At 64.6% G+C, this 15660-nt stretch carries 11 protein-coding genes; 4 read left to right on the top strand and 7 right to left on the bottom strand.

Going from position 1 to position 15660, the window contains the following annotated elements:
- Positions 1–26: 26 nt before the first annotated feature.
- Genes glyA through ACVOLZ_RS11430 form a run of 4 tightly spaced genes read right to left on the bottom strand, consistent with a single transcriptional unit; the run spans position 27 to position 4083 of the window.
- Positions 27–1292, bottom strand: a complete 1266-nt coding sequence (gene glyA, locus ACVOLZ_RS11445; protein ID WP_481516245.1) for a serine hydroxymethyltransferase — start codon at positions 1290–1292, stop codon at positions 27–29.
- Entirely contained in the window at positions 1285–2034 is a 750-nt protein-coding gene (locus ACVOLZ_RS11440; RefSeq protein ID WP_481516244.1) for a glutamine amidotransferase, read from the bottom strand. The genes glyA and ACVOLZ_RS11440 overlap by 8 nt, the downstream gene beginning before the upstream one ends.
- Complete coding sequence (locus ACVOLZ_RS11435) at positions 2031–2846, bottom strand: YggS family pyridoxal phosphate-dependent enzyme (RefSeq protein WP_481516243.1); 816 nt, start codon at positions 2844–2846, stop codon at positions 2031–2033. The genes ACVOLZ_RS11440 and ACVOLZ_RS11435 overlap by 4 nt, the downstream gene beginning before the upstream one ends.
- A complete protein-coding gene (locus ACVOLZ_RS11430) occupies positions 2839–4083 on the bottom strand; it encodes a benzoate/H(+) symporter BenE family transporter (RefSeq protein ID WP_481516242.1) in 1245 nt (414 codons plus the stop codon). Before ACVOLZ_RS11430 ends, ACVOLZ_RS11435 begins: the two co-directional genes overlap by 8 nt.
- Positions 4084–4221: 138 nt before the next feature.
- Between ACVOLZ_RS11430 and pdxR the strand changes: the two genes are divergently transcribed.
- A complete protein-coding gene (gene pdxR, locus ACVOLZ_RS11425) occupies positions 4222–5682 on the top strand; it encodes a MocR-like pyridoxine biosynthesis transcription factor PdxR (RefSeq protein ID WP_481516241.1) in 1461 nt (486 codons plus the stop codon).
- A gap of 122 nt (positions 5683–5804) precedes the next feature.
- Here pdxR and ACVOLZ_RS11420 read toward each other — a convergent pair whose 3' ends face one another.
- Positions 5805–7352 carry a hypothetical protein gene (locus ACVOLZ_RS11420; RefSeq protein WP_481516240.1) on the bottom strand — a complete coding sequence of 516 codons (1548 nt, stop codon included), beginning with the start codon at positions 7350–7352 and terminating at the stop codon, positions 5805–5807.
- A gap of 13 nt (positions 7353–7365) precedes the next feature.
- Positions 7366–9522 carry a RelA/SpoT family protein gene (locus ACVOLZ_RS11415; RefSeq protein WP_481516239.1) on the bottom strand — a complete coding sequence of 719 codons (2157 nt, stop codon included), beginning with the start codon at positions 9520–9522 and terminating at the stop codon, positions 7366–7368.
- 61 nt (positions 9523–9583) lie between these two features.
- Here ACVOLZ_RS11415 and ACVOLZ_RS11410 point away from each other — a divergent pair, with 61 nt between their 5' ends.
- A complete protein-coding gene (locus ACVOLZ_RS11410; protein WP_481516238.1) occupies positions 9584–10099 on the top strand; it encodes a hypothetical protein in 516 nt (171 codons plus the stop codon).
- Positions 10100–10180: 81 nt separating this feature from the next.
- On the top strand, positions 10181–10717 hold the full coding sequence (locus tag ACVOLZ_RS11405; RefSeq protein WP_481516237.1) for a DUF4124 domain-containing protein: 537 nt from the start codon (positions 10181–10183) through the stop codon (positions 10715–10717).
- A 12-nt stretch (positions 10718–10729) separates the two neighbouring features.
- Here ACVOLZ_RS11405 and hrpA read toward each other — a convergent pair whose 3' ends face one another.
- Positions 10730–14935 (bottom strand): ATP-dependent RNA helicase HrpA, encoded by a 4206-nt coding sequence (hrpA, locus tag ACVOLZ_RS11400; RefSeq protein ID WP_481516236.1) that lies wholly within the window; start codon positions 14933–14935, stop codon positions 10730–10732.
- Between the two features lie 88 nt (positions 14936–15023).
- On the opposite strand from hrpA, the gene ACVOLZ_RS11395 reads away from it, so the two are divergent.
- Positions 15024–15620: a Dps family protein gene (locus ACVOLZ_RS11395; RefSeq protein ID WP_481516235.1), complete on the top strand. Its 597-nt coding sequence runs from the start codon at positions 15024–15026 to the stop codon at positions 15618–15620.
- Positions 15621–15660: the final 40 nt, after the last annotated feature.

Below are 15660 nucleotides of genomic sequence, written 5' to 3'. Positions count from 1 at the left end.
CTCGTCGACGTGTGCAGCAACCGGCTTCAGCCATACACCGGATAGCGCCGACATAGCGCAGACACCTGCTCACGCACCTCTTCGGTGACCTTCTCAAGCCTGCCCGCTTCCAGGCCGTCGAGCACGTCGGCAAGCAGACCGGCCAACTGCTCGCATTCGACGATACCAAAGCCGCGCGTGGTTACTGCAGGTGTGCCGATGCGCACGCCTGATGTAACGAATGGCGAACGCGGGTCATTGGGCACCGAATTCTTGTTGGTGGTGATCCAGGCACGCGCCAGCGCGGCATCCGCTTCCTTGCCGGTAAACGGTTTGCTGGACAGGTCGATCAGCATCAGGTGGTTGTCGGTGCCGCCGGAGACGATGCGGTAACCACGCCGCTGCAGCACCGCCGCCATCGCCCGCGCATTGCTGATTACCTGCCGCTGGTAGGTCTTGAACTCCGGCTGCAGCGCCTCCTTGAAGGCGATCGCCTTGGCCGCGATCACATGCATCAGCGGCCCGCCCTGGATACCCGGGAATACAGCCGAGTCCAGCCGCTTGTTGAACTCCGCATCCTGCCCCTTGCTGAGGATGATGCCGCCACGCGGCCCGCGCAGGGTCTTGTGGGTGGTGCTGGTCACCACGTGTGCATGCGGCAACGGATCCGGATATTCGCCGGCCGCAACCAGTCCGGCTACGTGTGCCATATCCACCCAGAACAGTGCACCGACCTTGTCGGCGATCGCACGCATACGTGCCCAATCCTTGTGCCGTGAGTATGCTGAGAAGCCACCGATCAGCAACTTCGGCCTGCTCTGCATCGCGATGCGCTCCATCTCGTCGTAGTCGATCAGGCCGCTGCGCGGATCAAGCCCGTACGGCACGATCCGGTAGTGACGACCGGAAAAGTTGGATGGGTTGCCGTGGGTCAGATGTCCGCCCTGCGCAAGGTTCATGCCCATAACCGTGTCACCCGGATTGGCCAGGGCCAGGAACACCGCCGCATTGGCCTGTGCACCTGCATGCGGCTGCACATTGGCGTAGTCGCAGTCGAACAGCTGCTTGACCCGCTCCAGCGCCAGCAGCTCGGCCACGTCCACGTTCTCACAGCCGCTGTAGTAGCGCTTGCCGGGGTAGCCCTCGGCATACTTGTTGGTGAACACCGAATCCTGGATGGCCATCACCAGCGGACTGGCATAGTTCTCCGAGGCGATCAGTTCGACATGATCATGCTGGCGCTGCTGTTCGGCCTGCAGCGCCGACGCCAGCTCGGGATCGAAGTCGGCCAGATCGTTGGATGTGTCATACATGGCAGTTGCTCCTGTGCTTGAGTTGTTCGGTGGAGTGCTCGACTCCGCTATCGGCCGGCAGCGCATCCAGCCACGCGCCAAATACCGCCTGTGCTGCCCGTGGCAAGCTCGATGCTGCTGCCTGGGCCTGCCTGCGCAGTACACAAGGATCGATACCGGCCTGGGCAAGCTCACAGGCATGTCCAACCAGCCACTGTTCGATCTGCTGCGGCAATGCTTCCAGATGGCACTGCAGCGCAAGCACATGCTCACCCACGCTGAATGCCTGGTTCGCGCACAACATCGTCCCGGCCAGAAGCGTCGCTCCCTCGGGAATCTCGAAGCGATCGCCATGCCAATGCAGCACCGGCACCTGCGCCAACGCAGCCAGTGGTGATGTGCTGCCCTGCGCGGTCAGCGTCAACGGCGCGAAACCGATTTCTTTCAAACCCATGCTGGCAACCTCCGCACCCAGTGCGCGTGCGATCAGTTGTGCACCGAGGCATATGCCCAACAGCGGCAACCTGCGCTGCAGTTGCCGCTGGATCAATGCAAGTTCATCAAGCAGAAATGGATACTCGCGCTCGTCGAATGCAGCTATCGGCCCGCCTAGCACGACCAGCAGGTCGGGTTCCTCCTGGATGTGCAGATCATCGCTGGCTGCCTCCAGATAGCGCACGCTGTAGCCGCGCTCGTGCAACAGCGAGTGCAAGCTGCCGAGGTCCTCAAAATGCAGATGACGTATGGCAAGGGCCGCTTTCATTGCCCTGTCTCCGCAGCCACGCCGTCATTTGGCCAGTAGTAGCTGTCTGGAAGCGGCCGCGCACCGAATATCGCCTGACCGACGCGCACCACGGTGGCACCTTCTTCTATCGCGATCTCGAAATCGCCGGACATGCCCATCGACAATTCATTCAACGCATCACCAACAGTTGTGTCCTGCCGCAATCGATCGCGCAGTTCGCGCAGCTGCACGAAGCAGCGGCGCACACGCGCGGCCTCGGCCGAGAACACCGCCAGCGTCATCAGGCCACGCACGCGCAACGCCGGATAGGCACCCAGCGCCCGCAGATACGCGGCCACGGCATCCGGCGCCAGTCCGTACTTGCTGGCCTCGCCCGAGGTATTGACCTGCACGTAGACATCCAGCGAACGACCTTCAACCTGCAGCCGTCGTTCCAACGCTTCGGCCAGGCGCAGGCTGTCCAGCGCCTGGAACTCGCTGGCGAAGCGCGCCACGAGCTTTGCCTTGTTGGTCTGCAGATGACCGATGATCGACCATTGCAGGTCGTCCAAGTCCTGCATTGCCTGCCATTTTCCTGCAGCCTCCTGTACTTTGTTTTCGCCAAGCATGCGACAGCCTGCGGCATGGGCCAGGCGCAGGCTGGCTTCGGGTTTGGTTTTGCTGACCGGCAGCAGACGCACCTGCGCAGGATCGCGGCCAACGCGCAGGCAGGCGGCGTCCATCCGCGCCCGCACCGCGGCCAGGTTGTAGCGAAAATCATCCACCGTCGCTGCCTGTGGATAGCGCCCATGCTGAGCGTGTTGGGTCTGGGTTGATGACGAATCAGCCATTGGCCTGCTCCTGTTTGTTGCTGTTGGCGGGCGCTGGCTGGTTTCGCGGCGACCAGCTCCCATGCAGCAAGGCATGCGCCAGCAAACCGATAAGCAGCCCCCAGAACGCGCCACCGATGCCGAGCAAGCTGATGTTGGCGGCGGCCGCAAGGAAAGTGATCAGTGCCGCTTCGCGCGTGCGCGGCTCGGCCAGCGCCGTCGCCAGGCTGCCGCCTATCGTGCCCAGCAGTGCCAGCCCAGCCAGGGTGGCAATGAAGGGCGCCGGCAGTGCCATGAACACCGCGGCCAAGGTCACCCCGAACACCCCGACCAGGATGTAGCACAGGCCCGCGGCAACCCCGGCAATCCAGCGCCGCGAAGGGTCTGCATGCGCTTCGCGTCCGGTCGCGATTGCCGCCGTTATCGCAGCGATGTTGAAAGCATGCGAACCGAACGGTGCCATCAGCAGGGAGCCCAGTCCGGTGACCGCCACGATTGGATTGGCGCTGGTCTTGAAGCCGTCGTTGCGCAGCACCAGCATGCCGGGCATGTATTGGCCGGTCAGGGTGATCAGGAACAACGGCAGCGCCACGCTGAGCAGCGCATTGAACGAGAACACCGGCGTGGTCAGAACCGGTTTGGCCAGCTGCAGCGACAGCGCCGACAGATCCAGCCGACCTTGCACCCACAGGAACGCAAGCCCCAACAACAGGATGCCGACAATGGCATAGCGCGCACTGAAGCGCTTCAACAGCAGGTAGGCCACGATCAACAGGCCTACCAGTAGCGAATCAACCGCAAGCCCGGCAAACGCACGCGTGCCGAACTGCAACAGGATGCCGGCCAGCAGACCGGCGGCCACCCCGGCAGGAATCAGCCGGATCAGCCGATCGAACCAGCCCGACAGGCCAAGCACCACGAAGGCAGCGGCCGAAACCAGATAAGCACCGATCGCTTCGTTGTGCGGCGTTGTCGCCAGCGCAGTCACCAGAAAGGCTGCGGCAGGCGTGGACCACGCGGTGATGATCGGTTCGCGGCTCAACCAGCTCAGCAACAGGCCGCTGACGCCAACACCAATCGACAGCGACCATACCCAGGACGCGGTCAGCTCGGGGCTTAGCCCGGCTACCTTGGCTGCCTGGAACACCAGGATGAAGGTGCCGCCGTAGTTGACGATGACCGAGACCAGCCCGGCGACGATTGGATGGATCAGGTCGGCCGGGCGCATGGCCCGGGAGGAAGCAGCAGCGGACGGCATGGCGAAGTTCGGGCTCCTGGTGGCTGGCGCAGACCGGCGGGGCGGGTCCGTTTTTATAGGCCTAGAATGGCCTGATCGCTCCCACCACTTTCGGCATATAGGCCAGACCAATTGTTCAGGCACGCGCAACTTGAATCGGTGAAGGCCTGGGTCGTCGACCCGGCACAACGCAACCTGCCACTGCATGTCCGCATCCAGCGCGCGGTACGCCAGCTGATCCTCGACGGCGCCCTGGATGTGAGCAGACCGCTACCGGCCTCACGCACCCTGGCAGCGTCGTTGGCTGTGTCGCGCGATACAGTCGAAGCGGCCTACAGCCAATTGCATGCCGAAGGCTTCATCGAACGCAGGGTTGGCAGTGGCAGCTTCGTCGCCGAGGGCGCACGCCGCCTCGGCGGGCGCGGCACCGCATTGCGCACCAGCACTACGCAACAGCCGTTGCGGCTGAGTCAGCGCGGCGCTGCCATGTACCGCAATGGGGGAGTGCGCGAGTTCCTAGCGCCGCGCGCTTTCGTCCCCGGCGTGCCGGAGACCCGCAACTTTCCAATTGCCACCTGGGAGCGGCTGCAACGCCAGGTATTGAAGGAATGGGGCAGCGCAGCCCTGTTGCACAGTCCGCCACAGGGCATGGCACCACTGCGCAAGGCAATCGCCGACTACGTCAACCTGGAACGGGGCGCCCACGCCAGCCCGGAACGGGTGCTGGTGGTGACCAGCTCACAGCAGGCCTTGACCCTGTGCGCGACCGTGCTGCTCGATCCCGGCGAGCGCATCTTCATCGAGGATCCCGCCTATCACGGCGCGCGCAAGGCATTTGATGCCGCCGGCCTGGACTGTGCACCCATACCGGTGGATGCCGACGGCATACGCGTGGACGTGCTGCGCGACGCGCGGCAGCCCGCACGGGCAGCGTTCCTGACGCCCTCGCACCAGTTCCCCAGCGGCGCGACGCTGGCACTGGAACGACGGCTGCAGATCATTGAATGGGCCAGACAACAGCAGGCCTGGATCATCGAGGACGACTACGACAGCGAATTCCATTACGCAGGCAGGCCGATGGCCTGCGTGCAGGGACTGGATGCGCACCAGCGCACTATCTATATCGGCACCTTCACCAAGTCGCTGTTCCCCGGCCTACGCATCGGCTTCATGGTATTGCCGAGCCAGTTGGTTGCGCCGATGACCACCGCACGCACCTTGCTGGATGGGCATAGCGCGCCGATCCCGCAGCTGACACTGGCGCGCTTCATGGAAGGCGGGCATTTCGGTGCACATGTGCGGGCCATGCGCGCGATCTATTGCGAGCGTCGGGATGTGCTGGCGAAGCTGGTGCGCAGGCATCTGAAGGACTTCGTGGAGCCGCGTGTGCCCGATGGCGGCATGCAGATGCCCTGCGTTTTCATCCGCGATTTACCCGAGCAGAAGGCCATTGATGCAGCGCGCCGCGCCGGGATCGATCTGCTTGGGCTGAGCGGACTGCACGCCTGCAGCGAACAAGCGACCGCAGGCTTCCTGATGGGATTCGCCGCGCATACGCCCGATGAACTTGAAGTTGCGGTCAAGAAGCTTGCGCAGGTGTTGCGCGTGCTGGTGCGCTGAAGGCAGCCACCCGGACCATCAGTGGAACGCAGCCATGCTGCGTTGGAGCGTTACCGGGAAAGCCTCAGCCGAGCATGGCTCGGCTCTACCAGGCTCATATAGCGGCCCGGCACCTGCAAAAATCAACGCAGGGCGTTGCGGACACGTTCGTTGAAGCTTGCGATCTCCGGCGTCGCCGGATCGATTTCACGCGCCTGCAGCAGCGCCTGTTGAGCAAAGGCGGTGTCGCCGCCTCCCAAGCGTTCGCTGCCAACCGCAATCCAGCGCTGCGCCAAGCGACGTCGCGCCGGTGCCAATGCCGGATCGGTCGGGGCAAGTGCCTGCCAGGCATCCAGACAGGTACGCGCTGCGCGCAGCCGATTGCCGCGCAGGTTGTCGTCCAGACAGGTACGCGCGGCCGGAAGTATCCTTGCCGCCGCGCGTTTGACTCGTGGGTCCTGCGGTGCCAGCGCCTGCGCCGCCTTGAAGCGGTCGTAGGCACTGCTGCCCGGCGGCAGCAACCATTGCTGGCGGGCCTCGGCTTCGTCCAGCTGTTTGAGCAGCGCCTTCAAGCGGCGCTCGCGCTCGGCGGCGCTGACCGGCACCTCCATCGATTGCCGGGCCTGACGGGTGCGCTGCAATACCTGCTCAGCGGCGCTCAGTTCGGCGCTGTCGGGCGCCAACTCGCGCGCATGCTGCAGGGCGCGCTCGGCTGGCTCAAACTGGAAATCGGCCGCCAACCGCAGTGCTTCCTGCACCTGGGCATGGGCAATGCGCTGCAGACCTTGGCGTGCGGCCGGATCCTCACCCGCCGCCAGCACCTGTTGGAATGCATCGGCTGCACGCTGCAGGCGACCGCGCGCCAGATCACGCTCGCCCTGCTGGCGTCGTTGCTCCAACGCGGCATTCATCACTGCCTTGACCGCCGGCAGATTGGCGTGACCGGCGTCATAGCGCTCCACCCGCTGCAGCAAGGCCGCCGCTGCGGCCAGATCACCGCGGTCTGCGGCGCGGGTTGCCTGGGTCAGCAGGTCAGACAGCACTTCATCGCGCCCTTCCAGCGCCTGCATCTTGTCCGGTTGCAATGCCAACACGCGCTGGTACAGCGGCAGGGCGGCGTCCGGCGCATCATCCAGGCGGCCCTGCGCCTGCGCTGCCTCGGCCTGCTGCAACAGCTGCTCGATCCCGTCATGCCCGCGTACCGCATGCTGCAGTTTGGCCGCGAGCAGATCAATCTCAGCGGAAGGTGCCTGCAGCTGCCGCGCCAACGCCAGGCTGCTCGCGGCAGCTTCGCGATCCCCTGCCGCCAACTGCCTGCGCGCCTGTGCAAGCGCCGCCTGCGCGGTCTGCACCAGCGCGTTCTGTACATCACTGCGGTCCGGGTCCAGCGCGGCGGCGGCTTCGAACAACTCACGCGCACCGCGACCATCGGCGGCACTCAAGCGCCCCTCGCGCAGCGCCTGGCGGCCGTCATCGAGCAGTTGCTGGATCTTGGTTTCCGGCCACAACCAGTCAGCCAGCGGTTGCCGGAACAACGCCAATATCAGTGCCAAGGCGGCTACGCCGATGGCTATCGAACGCCAGGCGCGCGGGCTGTTCCAGCCACGCGCCACCCACCAGCGCCCGTACAGCCGCAGCTTGTCGCCGAATGTCTCCAATCCCTGTTGGCCGCGCTGATGCCAGTTCTCCATGCGCCAAGCTTACCTATCCCAGCCTTCGCGCATCGTCTACGCCGGGCAAGGCGTCGAGTTTTCCGAGCAGGGTGGACAGCTGGCCGTAGTCACTTACCTTCAAGCGCAGGCGCAACTGGATGCGTCCGCTCTCGCGCAGGTTGTCGCTGTTGATCTCCAGCACATAGGCGTCTTCCTGCGCGATCAGGTTGGTGATGTCCTTCAACAACCAGCGCCGGTCAACCGCGCGCACCATCACGTCCACCTCATAGCCGGTGCCGGTACGCCCCCATTCCACCGGCAATACCCGTTCCGGATGGGCGGCCGACAAGCGTGCCAGCGACGCGCAGTCCATGCGGTGCACGGTGACGCCACGGGTGCGGGTGAGATAGCCGGTGATCGGCTCGCCGGCCACCGGCTGGCAGCAACGTGCCAACTGCACCAGCAGATTGCCAACACCCTGCACGGTGAAGTCGGACTTGCCGATGCTGCCGCGGCGCGCGGTCGGCCGTGGCAGTGCCGGTACTGCCGGCTGTGAGGCGGCTTTTTCGGCTTCCAGCAGCGCGCGGCTGACCTGGTTGGGGCCGGTATCGCCGAGCGCAACCTGGATGTAAAGATCGTCGACGCTGTCGGCGTGGAATTTGCGCGCCGCCACCATCAGGTCCGAATGCTGCAGGCCCAATCGCTTCAGTTCACGGTCCAACAGCTCGCGGCCGGCCTGCACGTTGCGGGCACGGTCAAGCTTGTGGAACCAGTTGCGTACCTTCTCACGCGAACGCCCACTGGCCAGGAAGCCGTTGGACACCAGCAACCAGTCGCGCCTGGGGTCAGCCTCCTTGCCGGTGAGGATCTCGACGCGGTCGCCGCTGCGCAGACGGTAGGTCAGCGGCACGATGCGGCCGTTGATCTTGGCCCCGCGGCAGCGGTGCCCGACCATGGTGTGCACGTGGTAGGCGAAATCCAGCGGCGTGGCGCCCGCCGGCAGGTCCATCACCTCGCCCTTGGGGCTCAGCGCATAGACCCGGTCCTCGATCAGCTCGGCATCCAGCGCGCCGGCCAGATCATCCGCGCTGCCCGGCTCCTGCGCCTGCTCCAGCAGCTGGCGCATCCAGGTGATCTTGCGGTCGAAGGACTTCTCCGCGCCCTTGCCACCCTCCTTGTACTTCCAGTGCGCGGCCACGCCCAGCTCGGCCTGCGCATGCATTTCATGGGTGCGGATCTGGACTTCGATGGTGCGCCCTTCCGGGCCGATCACCGCTGTGTGCAACGAGCGGTAGTCATTGGCCTTGGGGCGCGCGATGTAATCGTCGAACTCGCTGGGAATCGGCGTCCACAGCGCATGCACCACGCCCAGCGTGGCGTAGCAGGCGCCAACGTCATCGACCATCACCCGCACCGCACGCAGGTCGTACAGCTGCTCGAAGGCCAGCTGCTTTTTCTGCATTTTTCGCCAGATGCTGTAGATGTGCTTGGGCCGGCCGCTGACTTCGCCACGGATGCCCTGCTCGGCCAAGGCCGCCGACAATTTCTTCTTCACCGCCTCCACATAGCGCTCACGGGCGATGCGGGTCTCGTCGACCTCCCGGGCAATATGGCGGTAGGTTTCCGGCTCGAGGAAGCGGAATGCCAAGTCCTCCAGCTCCCACTTCAACTGCCAGATACCCAGCCGGTTGGCCAGCGGTGCGTGGATGTCGCGGGTCAGCTGGGCCAGCGCGCGGCGCTCTTCGGCTGGCAGCTTGTCGGCCGCACGCATGCAGGCCAATTGCCGCGACAGCAGGATAGGCACCACCCGCAGGTCATGGATGATAGCCAGCAGCAGCCTGCGCAGGCCTTCGCTGTTGCGGCCGGCCTCGCGCCCGGCATGCAGCGCCCACACCTGATCGGCAGCCTCCTGCCCGTCCAGCAGCCCGTTCACCGCCGTGGCACTTGGCCCCAGCGGCAACTCGGCCACGCGCGCGCGCAATCCCGGCAGATCGAACAGCAGGGCGGCGGCGATCACACTTTCATCGGCGGACAGCAGCGCCAGCGAATCCAGGGTGTCGGCAAGTACCGGCCAGGACAGGCGCGGCGATACATCCGTGTCGGCCTGCTGCCAGCAGGCCAGCAAGGCCTGACGCAGCGGCTCGGACAGGGCACGGGTTGAGGCGCGCTGCAGCAGCGCTTCCAGACCGGGGGTGGGGGAACTGTTCACAGCATTCAATTACGGGCGGATGCCCCTACACTAGCGCCCACCCTCTCTGGGAACAATGTTCATGAAGCTGCCCCGCCTTGCTGTCCTGCTTGCCGCCACCGCTTTGTCGTCGTACCCATTCACCGATGCACACGCCCAGCGCGTGGTACAGGGGGATCTGCAGCAGCAGATGTCCGCCGCGGAATTCAATGCCGCCGGCTTGAACAAGCTCAGCCCCGAAGAGCTGGTCACACTCAACAACTGGCTGCAGGGCAAGGTGGCACAGGCTGCCAGCGTCGCCGTGGAACAGGCGCGCGAAGAAGGCCGCCAGGAAGTGATCGTCAAGAACCGCGGTTTTTTTGCCTTCGGCTCCCAAGATCCGATCGAAGCTGTGCTGGCAGGTGAATTCCGCGGTTTCGGCAAGGGCCGCCAGTACACACTGGACAACGGCCAGGTCTGGGAACAGACCGATGACACCAGCGCTGGCGGTATGCGCAAACAGGATCCAAAGGTACGCATCACTCCCGGCATGATGAACGTGTGGTACCTGCAGATCGACGGGCTCAATACCCGTGCCAAGGTCCGCCGTACCAAGTAACCGCACCTACCCTGCCCCGGCCGCATCAGCCTGGGCAGACGTTCCCCATGTTCTTCTTCAGCCTGTGAGCCTGCCTTCGCCATGCGCATATTCGTTCTGACCCTGCTGTTACTGATACTGCCCGTCAGCGCAGCCGCACAGGTATACAAATGCAAAGGCAAGTCCGGTGAAACCGTGTATTCCGAGCATCCCTGCGATGCCCGCGCCGAGCCGATGAAGCTGCGTGAATCAGCGGTTTCAGCTCCGGCGCCGCAGCAACCGGCAGTCTCCGAGGGCGAGCACGGAGGCGCAGGCGATGGTGAACCGGCAACAGCGCCAGCCAACAGCGAGGAGCTGGCACGAGCACGCGACGCTGAGCGCAGCTGCATCAGCACAGCCACTGCGTCCATCTATGGCTCTTCCAATGACCGTGTCGGCACCCTGCAGCAGCAGATGGGCATGCTCAACGAACAGCTCGCCGCAGCCCAGGATGCACAACGCAGCAAGGCCTTGCGGGAACGGATGGCAACCTTCCGCCAGGCCATCAGCCGCGAACACGCAAGCGCCCACGCGCAGATGAACACCGCCCGTCGCGCCTGCGTCCAGCAGCACCGCCCAGGTGCTGCCGCCGCGCGCTGAACGCAGCTGCGATCAGCTGCGTAGCGCAGCCACCCGCTGCGCCAGCTTCTTGGCCGAGATTCCGGAACGGAAGCCCAGCTCCTGGGCGAACAACGACACCCGCAACTCCTCGATATCCCAGCGCAAGGCCGCCCATTGTGGGCGCTGCGCCAGACCCTGCACACGCGCTTCCTGCAAGGCATCAACGAAGGGCTTGAGCTCCAGCATGCGCGCCTGATCACGTGGTGGATCACGCTTCGCGCGCTCGGCACGCAGGATCATCGCCTTCAGATAGCGCGGGAACTGCGCCAACGCATCGGCCGGGGTCTCGCGTAGAAAACCGGCATGCACCAGACCGGCCAACTGCGCCTGCATATCGTCAAGATTGCCGCGTGCCCAGCCCATCAGCGGCGACTCCAGCTGCGGCTTCAGCTCGCCGGTCAGACCGAGGATGCTTTCGGCCAGTTTGAGCCGCTCCATCGCCTCGCCGAACAGGCGCTTACCGGCGTCGGCAACGCGTTGCTGGAAGGCTTCTGGTGTGCGTATCGCTTCCAGCCCATCCGCCAATACCGCGTTCACCGCGGCATCGACCAGATCGCCACGCAGCCGTTCCTGCGATTCGATGGACGCATACAACAGGCCGGTCTTTGGCGACACCGGCAGCTGCTTGCGTGCCTGCTTGAGCTTGTCGGCCAAGGCGATCTCCAGCAGGCGGCGTACGCCCTGCGGATGCGCCAAGGCGGCTTCATTCCGGTCGGCAAAGATCCGCAGCGCAGCGGCCTCGCCGGTATCGACCAGCGCCGGATAGGCCGGCACCCCGGCTTCACCCGGAACCTGCTCGGGAATGGCAGTAGTCGGAAACTCGCGCAGCCCCTCGGCAGCCAGGGCCGCGCCTGCACGTGCTGCAAACGCGCTGCCGGCGCGCTCACCAAAACGGGCACGCAGTGCATCCAGGTCACGCGACATGGCGAGCAGCTTCATGCCGTCGTTCTCGCCGGAAGCAGACGACTTTCCACGTGTTGCGTTAGCAGATGTCACTTCAAACAGCCGCAGATTCATGCGCAGATGCGGGTCCAGCGACTCGACGTCGAAATCCGTGGCCGCGACCATCGCACCGGTAGCCTTGGACAGGAAGCGCGCCAGCTCGCCACGGATGTCATCAGCCGACGGCTGCGCCCAGGCTTCCGCAAATGCGCGACCAAAGTCCGGCGCCGGCACATAGTTGCGGCGCATCGCCTTGGGCAGACTGCGGATCAAGGCCGAGGCCTTGTCCGCGACAAAGCCGGGCGCAAGCCACGACAGCCGCGCCGGGTCCAGCGCATTGAGCAGATGCAGCGGTACATCGAGCGTGACGCCATCCTCCTCGCTGCCCGGCTCAAATCGGTAATGCATCGCCAGCCGCGCATCGCCCAACGGGAAATACTTCGGGTAACGATCCTGTTCACTGCCCTCGCCCGGCAACAGATCGGTCAGCGACCAATGCAGGCTGCGGCGTTGTTCCGGCGGCAAGGCCTTCCACCAGCCATCGAGCAGATTGGCCGAATGGATATGCGAAGGCACCCGATCCAGATACCAGCGCGCCTGCCAATCCTCATCGGCAACGATGCCGGCGCGGCGCAGCTTGGCTTCCTCTTCGCGCGCCTGCTCCAGCAGCTTCATGTTGTCGGCCACAAAACCAGCGCGGGTGTTGATTTCGCCGGTCACCAACGCCTGACGCACGAAGATGTCGTGGGCTTCGCCGGGGTTGATTCTGCCGTAATGCACTGGCTTTTTCGGTGCCAGCACCAGGCCGAACAGACTGATCTGCTCGGAGGCCAACACCTGGCCCTGGGCACGCGACCAATGTGGGTCGAAGTGCTTGCGCGCCAGCAGATGCGGCAGCTCGGCAATCACCCAGTCCGGCTCGATCGAGGCATTGGTCATGCCCCATACCCGCGCCGTATCCAGCAGCGTGGCACTGAGCACCCACGGCGGTGGTCGCTTGGCCAGGGCAGAACCCGGGAACAGATGGAAACGACGCTGACGCGGGGCCTGGAAGTCGCCCTTCTCGGTGCGATGGCCGATCTGGGTCGGCAGGCCAGCCAGCACCGCACGGTGCAGGGTCTGATAGGCCGCTATGCGTACTTTGTCGGGGATGGAGGAAAAACCGGGGTCAGAGTCGAGTTTCCTCGTATTTTTCCCAGACACGGAAGGAACAACGGGGGAACCCGACTCTGACCCCGGTTTTGCTCCCTCGCGCGCCAGCCGCGCAGCCTTGTGCTGCTCGCCACGCGTAGCCTTGCGCTTTGCCTCTACATCACCACCTGCCGGCAAGGCCGGTGGCGCCGACAACAACGCCTTGCTGAAGGTCTCGTCCTCGCCCATCGCCCAGCCCAACTCCTCGCACAACAGGCGTAGCTGGCGATGCAGTTCACGCCATTCGCGCATGCGCAGGAAACCGAGGAAATGGCGCCCGCACCAGTCGCGCAGCTTGGACTGGGTGAGGTCTTCGTGGGCATCACGGTAGGCATTCCACAACCGCAGAATGCCGATGAATTCGGAGCGCGCATCGGCAAACAAGGCATGCGCGTTGTCAGCCGCTTCGCGCGCTTCCGGCGGCCGCTCGCGCGGGTCCTGGATGCCGAGGAAGGACGCAATCACCAGCATCTCGCGCAGGCAACCGCCTTTGTGCGCGGCAACCAACATGCGCCCAAGTTTCACGTCCACCGGCAGACGAGCCATCTGCCGGCCGATGTCGGTGAGCTTGCGCTCCTCGTTGATGGCACCGAGCTCGGCCAGCTGTTGCCAGCCGTCGGCTACCGCACGTTCGTCTGGTGCTTCCAGGAACGGGAATTCGTCGATCTTGCCCAGGCCCAACTGCAGCATGCGCAGGATCACGCCGGACAACGAGGAACGGCGGATTTCCGGATCGGTGAACTCCGACCGGCTCAGGAAGTCCGCCTCCGAATACAGCCGGTAACACACACCCTCGGAGATACGACCGCAGCGGCCCTTGCGCTGGTTGGCGCTGGCTTGCGAAATCGGCTCGATATGCAGGCGATCGAGCTTCTGCCGCGGGCTGTAGCGTTTGACCCGCGCATAGCCAGGATCAACCACATAGCGGATGCGCGGTACGGTCAGCGAGGTTTCGGCGACGTTGGTGGTCAGCACCACGCGCCGCTTCGGGCCGGGATTGAATACCCGGTCCTGGTCCTTGGCCGACAAGCGCGCATACAGCGGCAGCACTTCTGTTTCGCGGTATTTGCGCCGTTCCAGGGCTTGGTGGGTATCGCGGATCTCGCGCTCACCCGGCAGGAAGATCAATACATCACCGCGCGCATCGCTGCGGGTGATTTCATCGACGGCAGCGACAATGGCCGAGACCGGATCCATCGCCGATTCGCTGTCCGCTTCCACACGCTTGCCTCGCGCTGGTGCGGCAGCGCTGTCGGCGCTCTTGCCCATTTCTTCCAGCGGCCGGTAGCGTACCTCCACCGGATAGGTTCGGCCTTCGACATTGACCACCGGCGCATTGTCGAAGTGGAGCGAGAAACGCTCGGTATCGATGGTGGCCGAGGTCACGATCAACTTCAGGTCCGGGCGCTTGCGCAGCAGCTGCTTCAGATAACCCAGCAGGAAGTCGATGTTGAGGCTGCGTTCGTGCGCCTCGTCGATAATCAAGGTGTCGTAACGCGACAGCCAGCGGTCCGAGGCAATCTCGGCCAGCAGGATGCCGTCGGTCATGAACTTGATGCGGCTGTCTTCACCGACCTTGTCGGTGAAACGCACCTGGTAGCCGACCACCGTGCCCAGCTCGGTCTGCAGTTCCTCGGCCACACGCGCAGCCACCGCACGGGCGGCGATACGGCGCGGCTGGGTGCAGCCGATCATGCCGGCCTCACCGCGACCAGCGGCCAGGCACAGCTTGGGCAGCTGGGTGGTCTTGCCGGAACCGGTTTCGCCAGCGATGACCACCACCTGGTGGGCCCGGATAAGGCCGCTGATCAGCTCGGCCTCACGCGCGATTGGCAGGGCTTCGTCCATAGTGATGGCGATCGGCCGCGCGGCGCGCTGCTGGCGCTGCGTGTACGAGCGCTGCAGCTGCTGCTGGAAGGCCTGCTCGGCCGCTGCGTCCGCGGGCTTGCCCTGCCAGCGTGACAGCAGCCCCAACAGGCGCCCACGGTCACGGCTCATCGCCCCGTCAATGGCGGGGCGGGCGGCGCGCAAGCGCGCGGACAGGTCTTTTTCGATAGCGCTCATCAATCGTTCAACGTCAAAACTTGAAATACAGGTATGGTGCCCAGAGCGCTATTGTGAAGCCATTCAACCCGCCAAGGAGAAAAGCGTCATGGCCAAGGCCAAGAACAGCAGCAAACCAGAAGCCGGCAAGAAGAAGCAGGCCGCAGCAGCAGCCGTCACCAAGACGGAAATCGGCAAGAAAAAACTGGCAGCCGCCGCACCCTCGGCACCTGCCGTAGATATCGGGATCAAGGACTCGGATCGCAAGAAGGTCGCCGACGGCCTTTCACACTTCCTTGCCGATTCCTACACGCTGTACCTGAAGACCCACAATTTCCATTGGAACGTCACCGGGTCGATGTTCAACTCGCTGCACAACATGTTCATGGACCAGTACACCGAGCAGTGGAACGCCCTGGACGAGATTGCCGAGCGCATCCGCGCATTGGGCTTCAATGCGCCGGGTTCCTACCGCGAATTCGCCGCACTGACATCGATTGCCGAGGAACCGGGCCTGAATGACAGCGCTGATTGGCGCGAGATGGTGCGCCAGCTGGTGATCGGCAACGAAGCGGTCTGCCGGACCGCACGCAAGGTGCTGGACCAGGCCGATGACGCCGACGACGCCCCCAGCGAGGACCTGCTGACCCAGCGCCTGCAGATCCATGAGAAGTATGCGTGGATGCTGCGCTCGCTGCTGCAGTAAAAGGTTCGGCCCAGTACCTGTAGTGGGGGGGGGGGGGGGG

It is taken from the genome of Stenotrophomonas sp. STEN020 (assembly GCF_056760195.1).
This window is presented reverse-complemented; position numbering and strand designations above follow the sequence as displayed.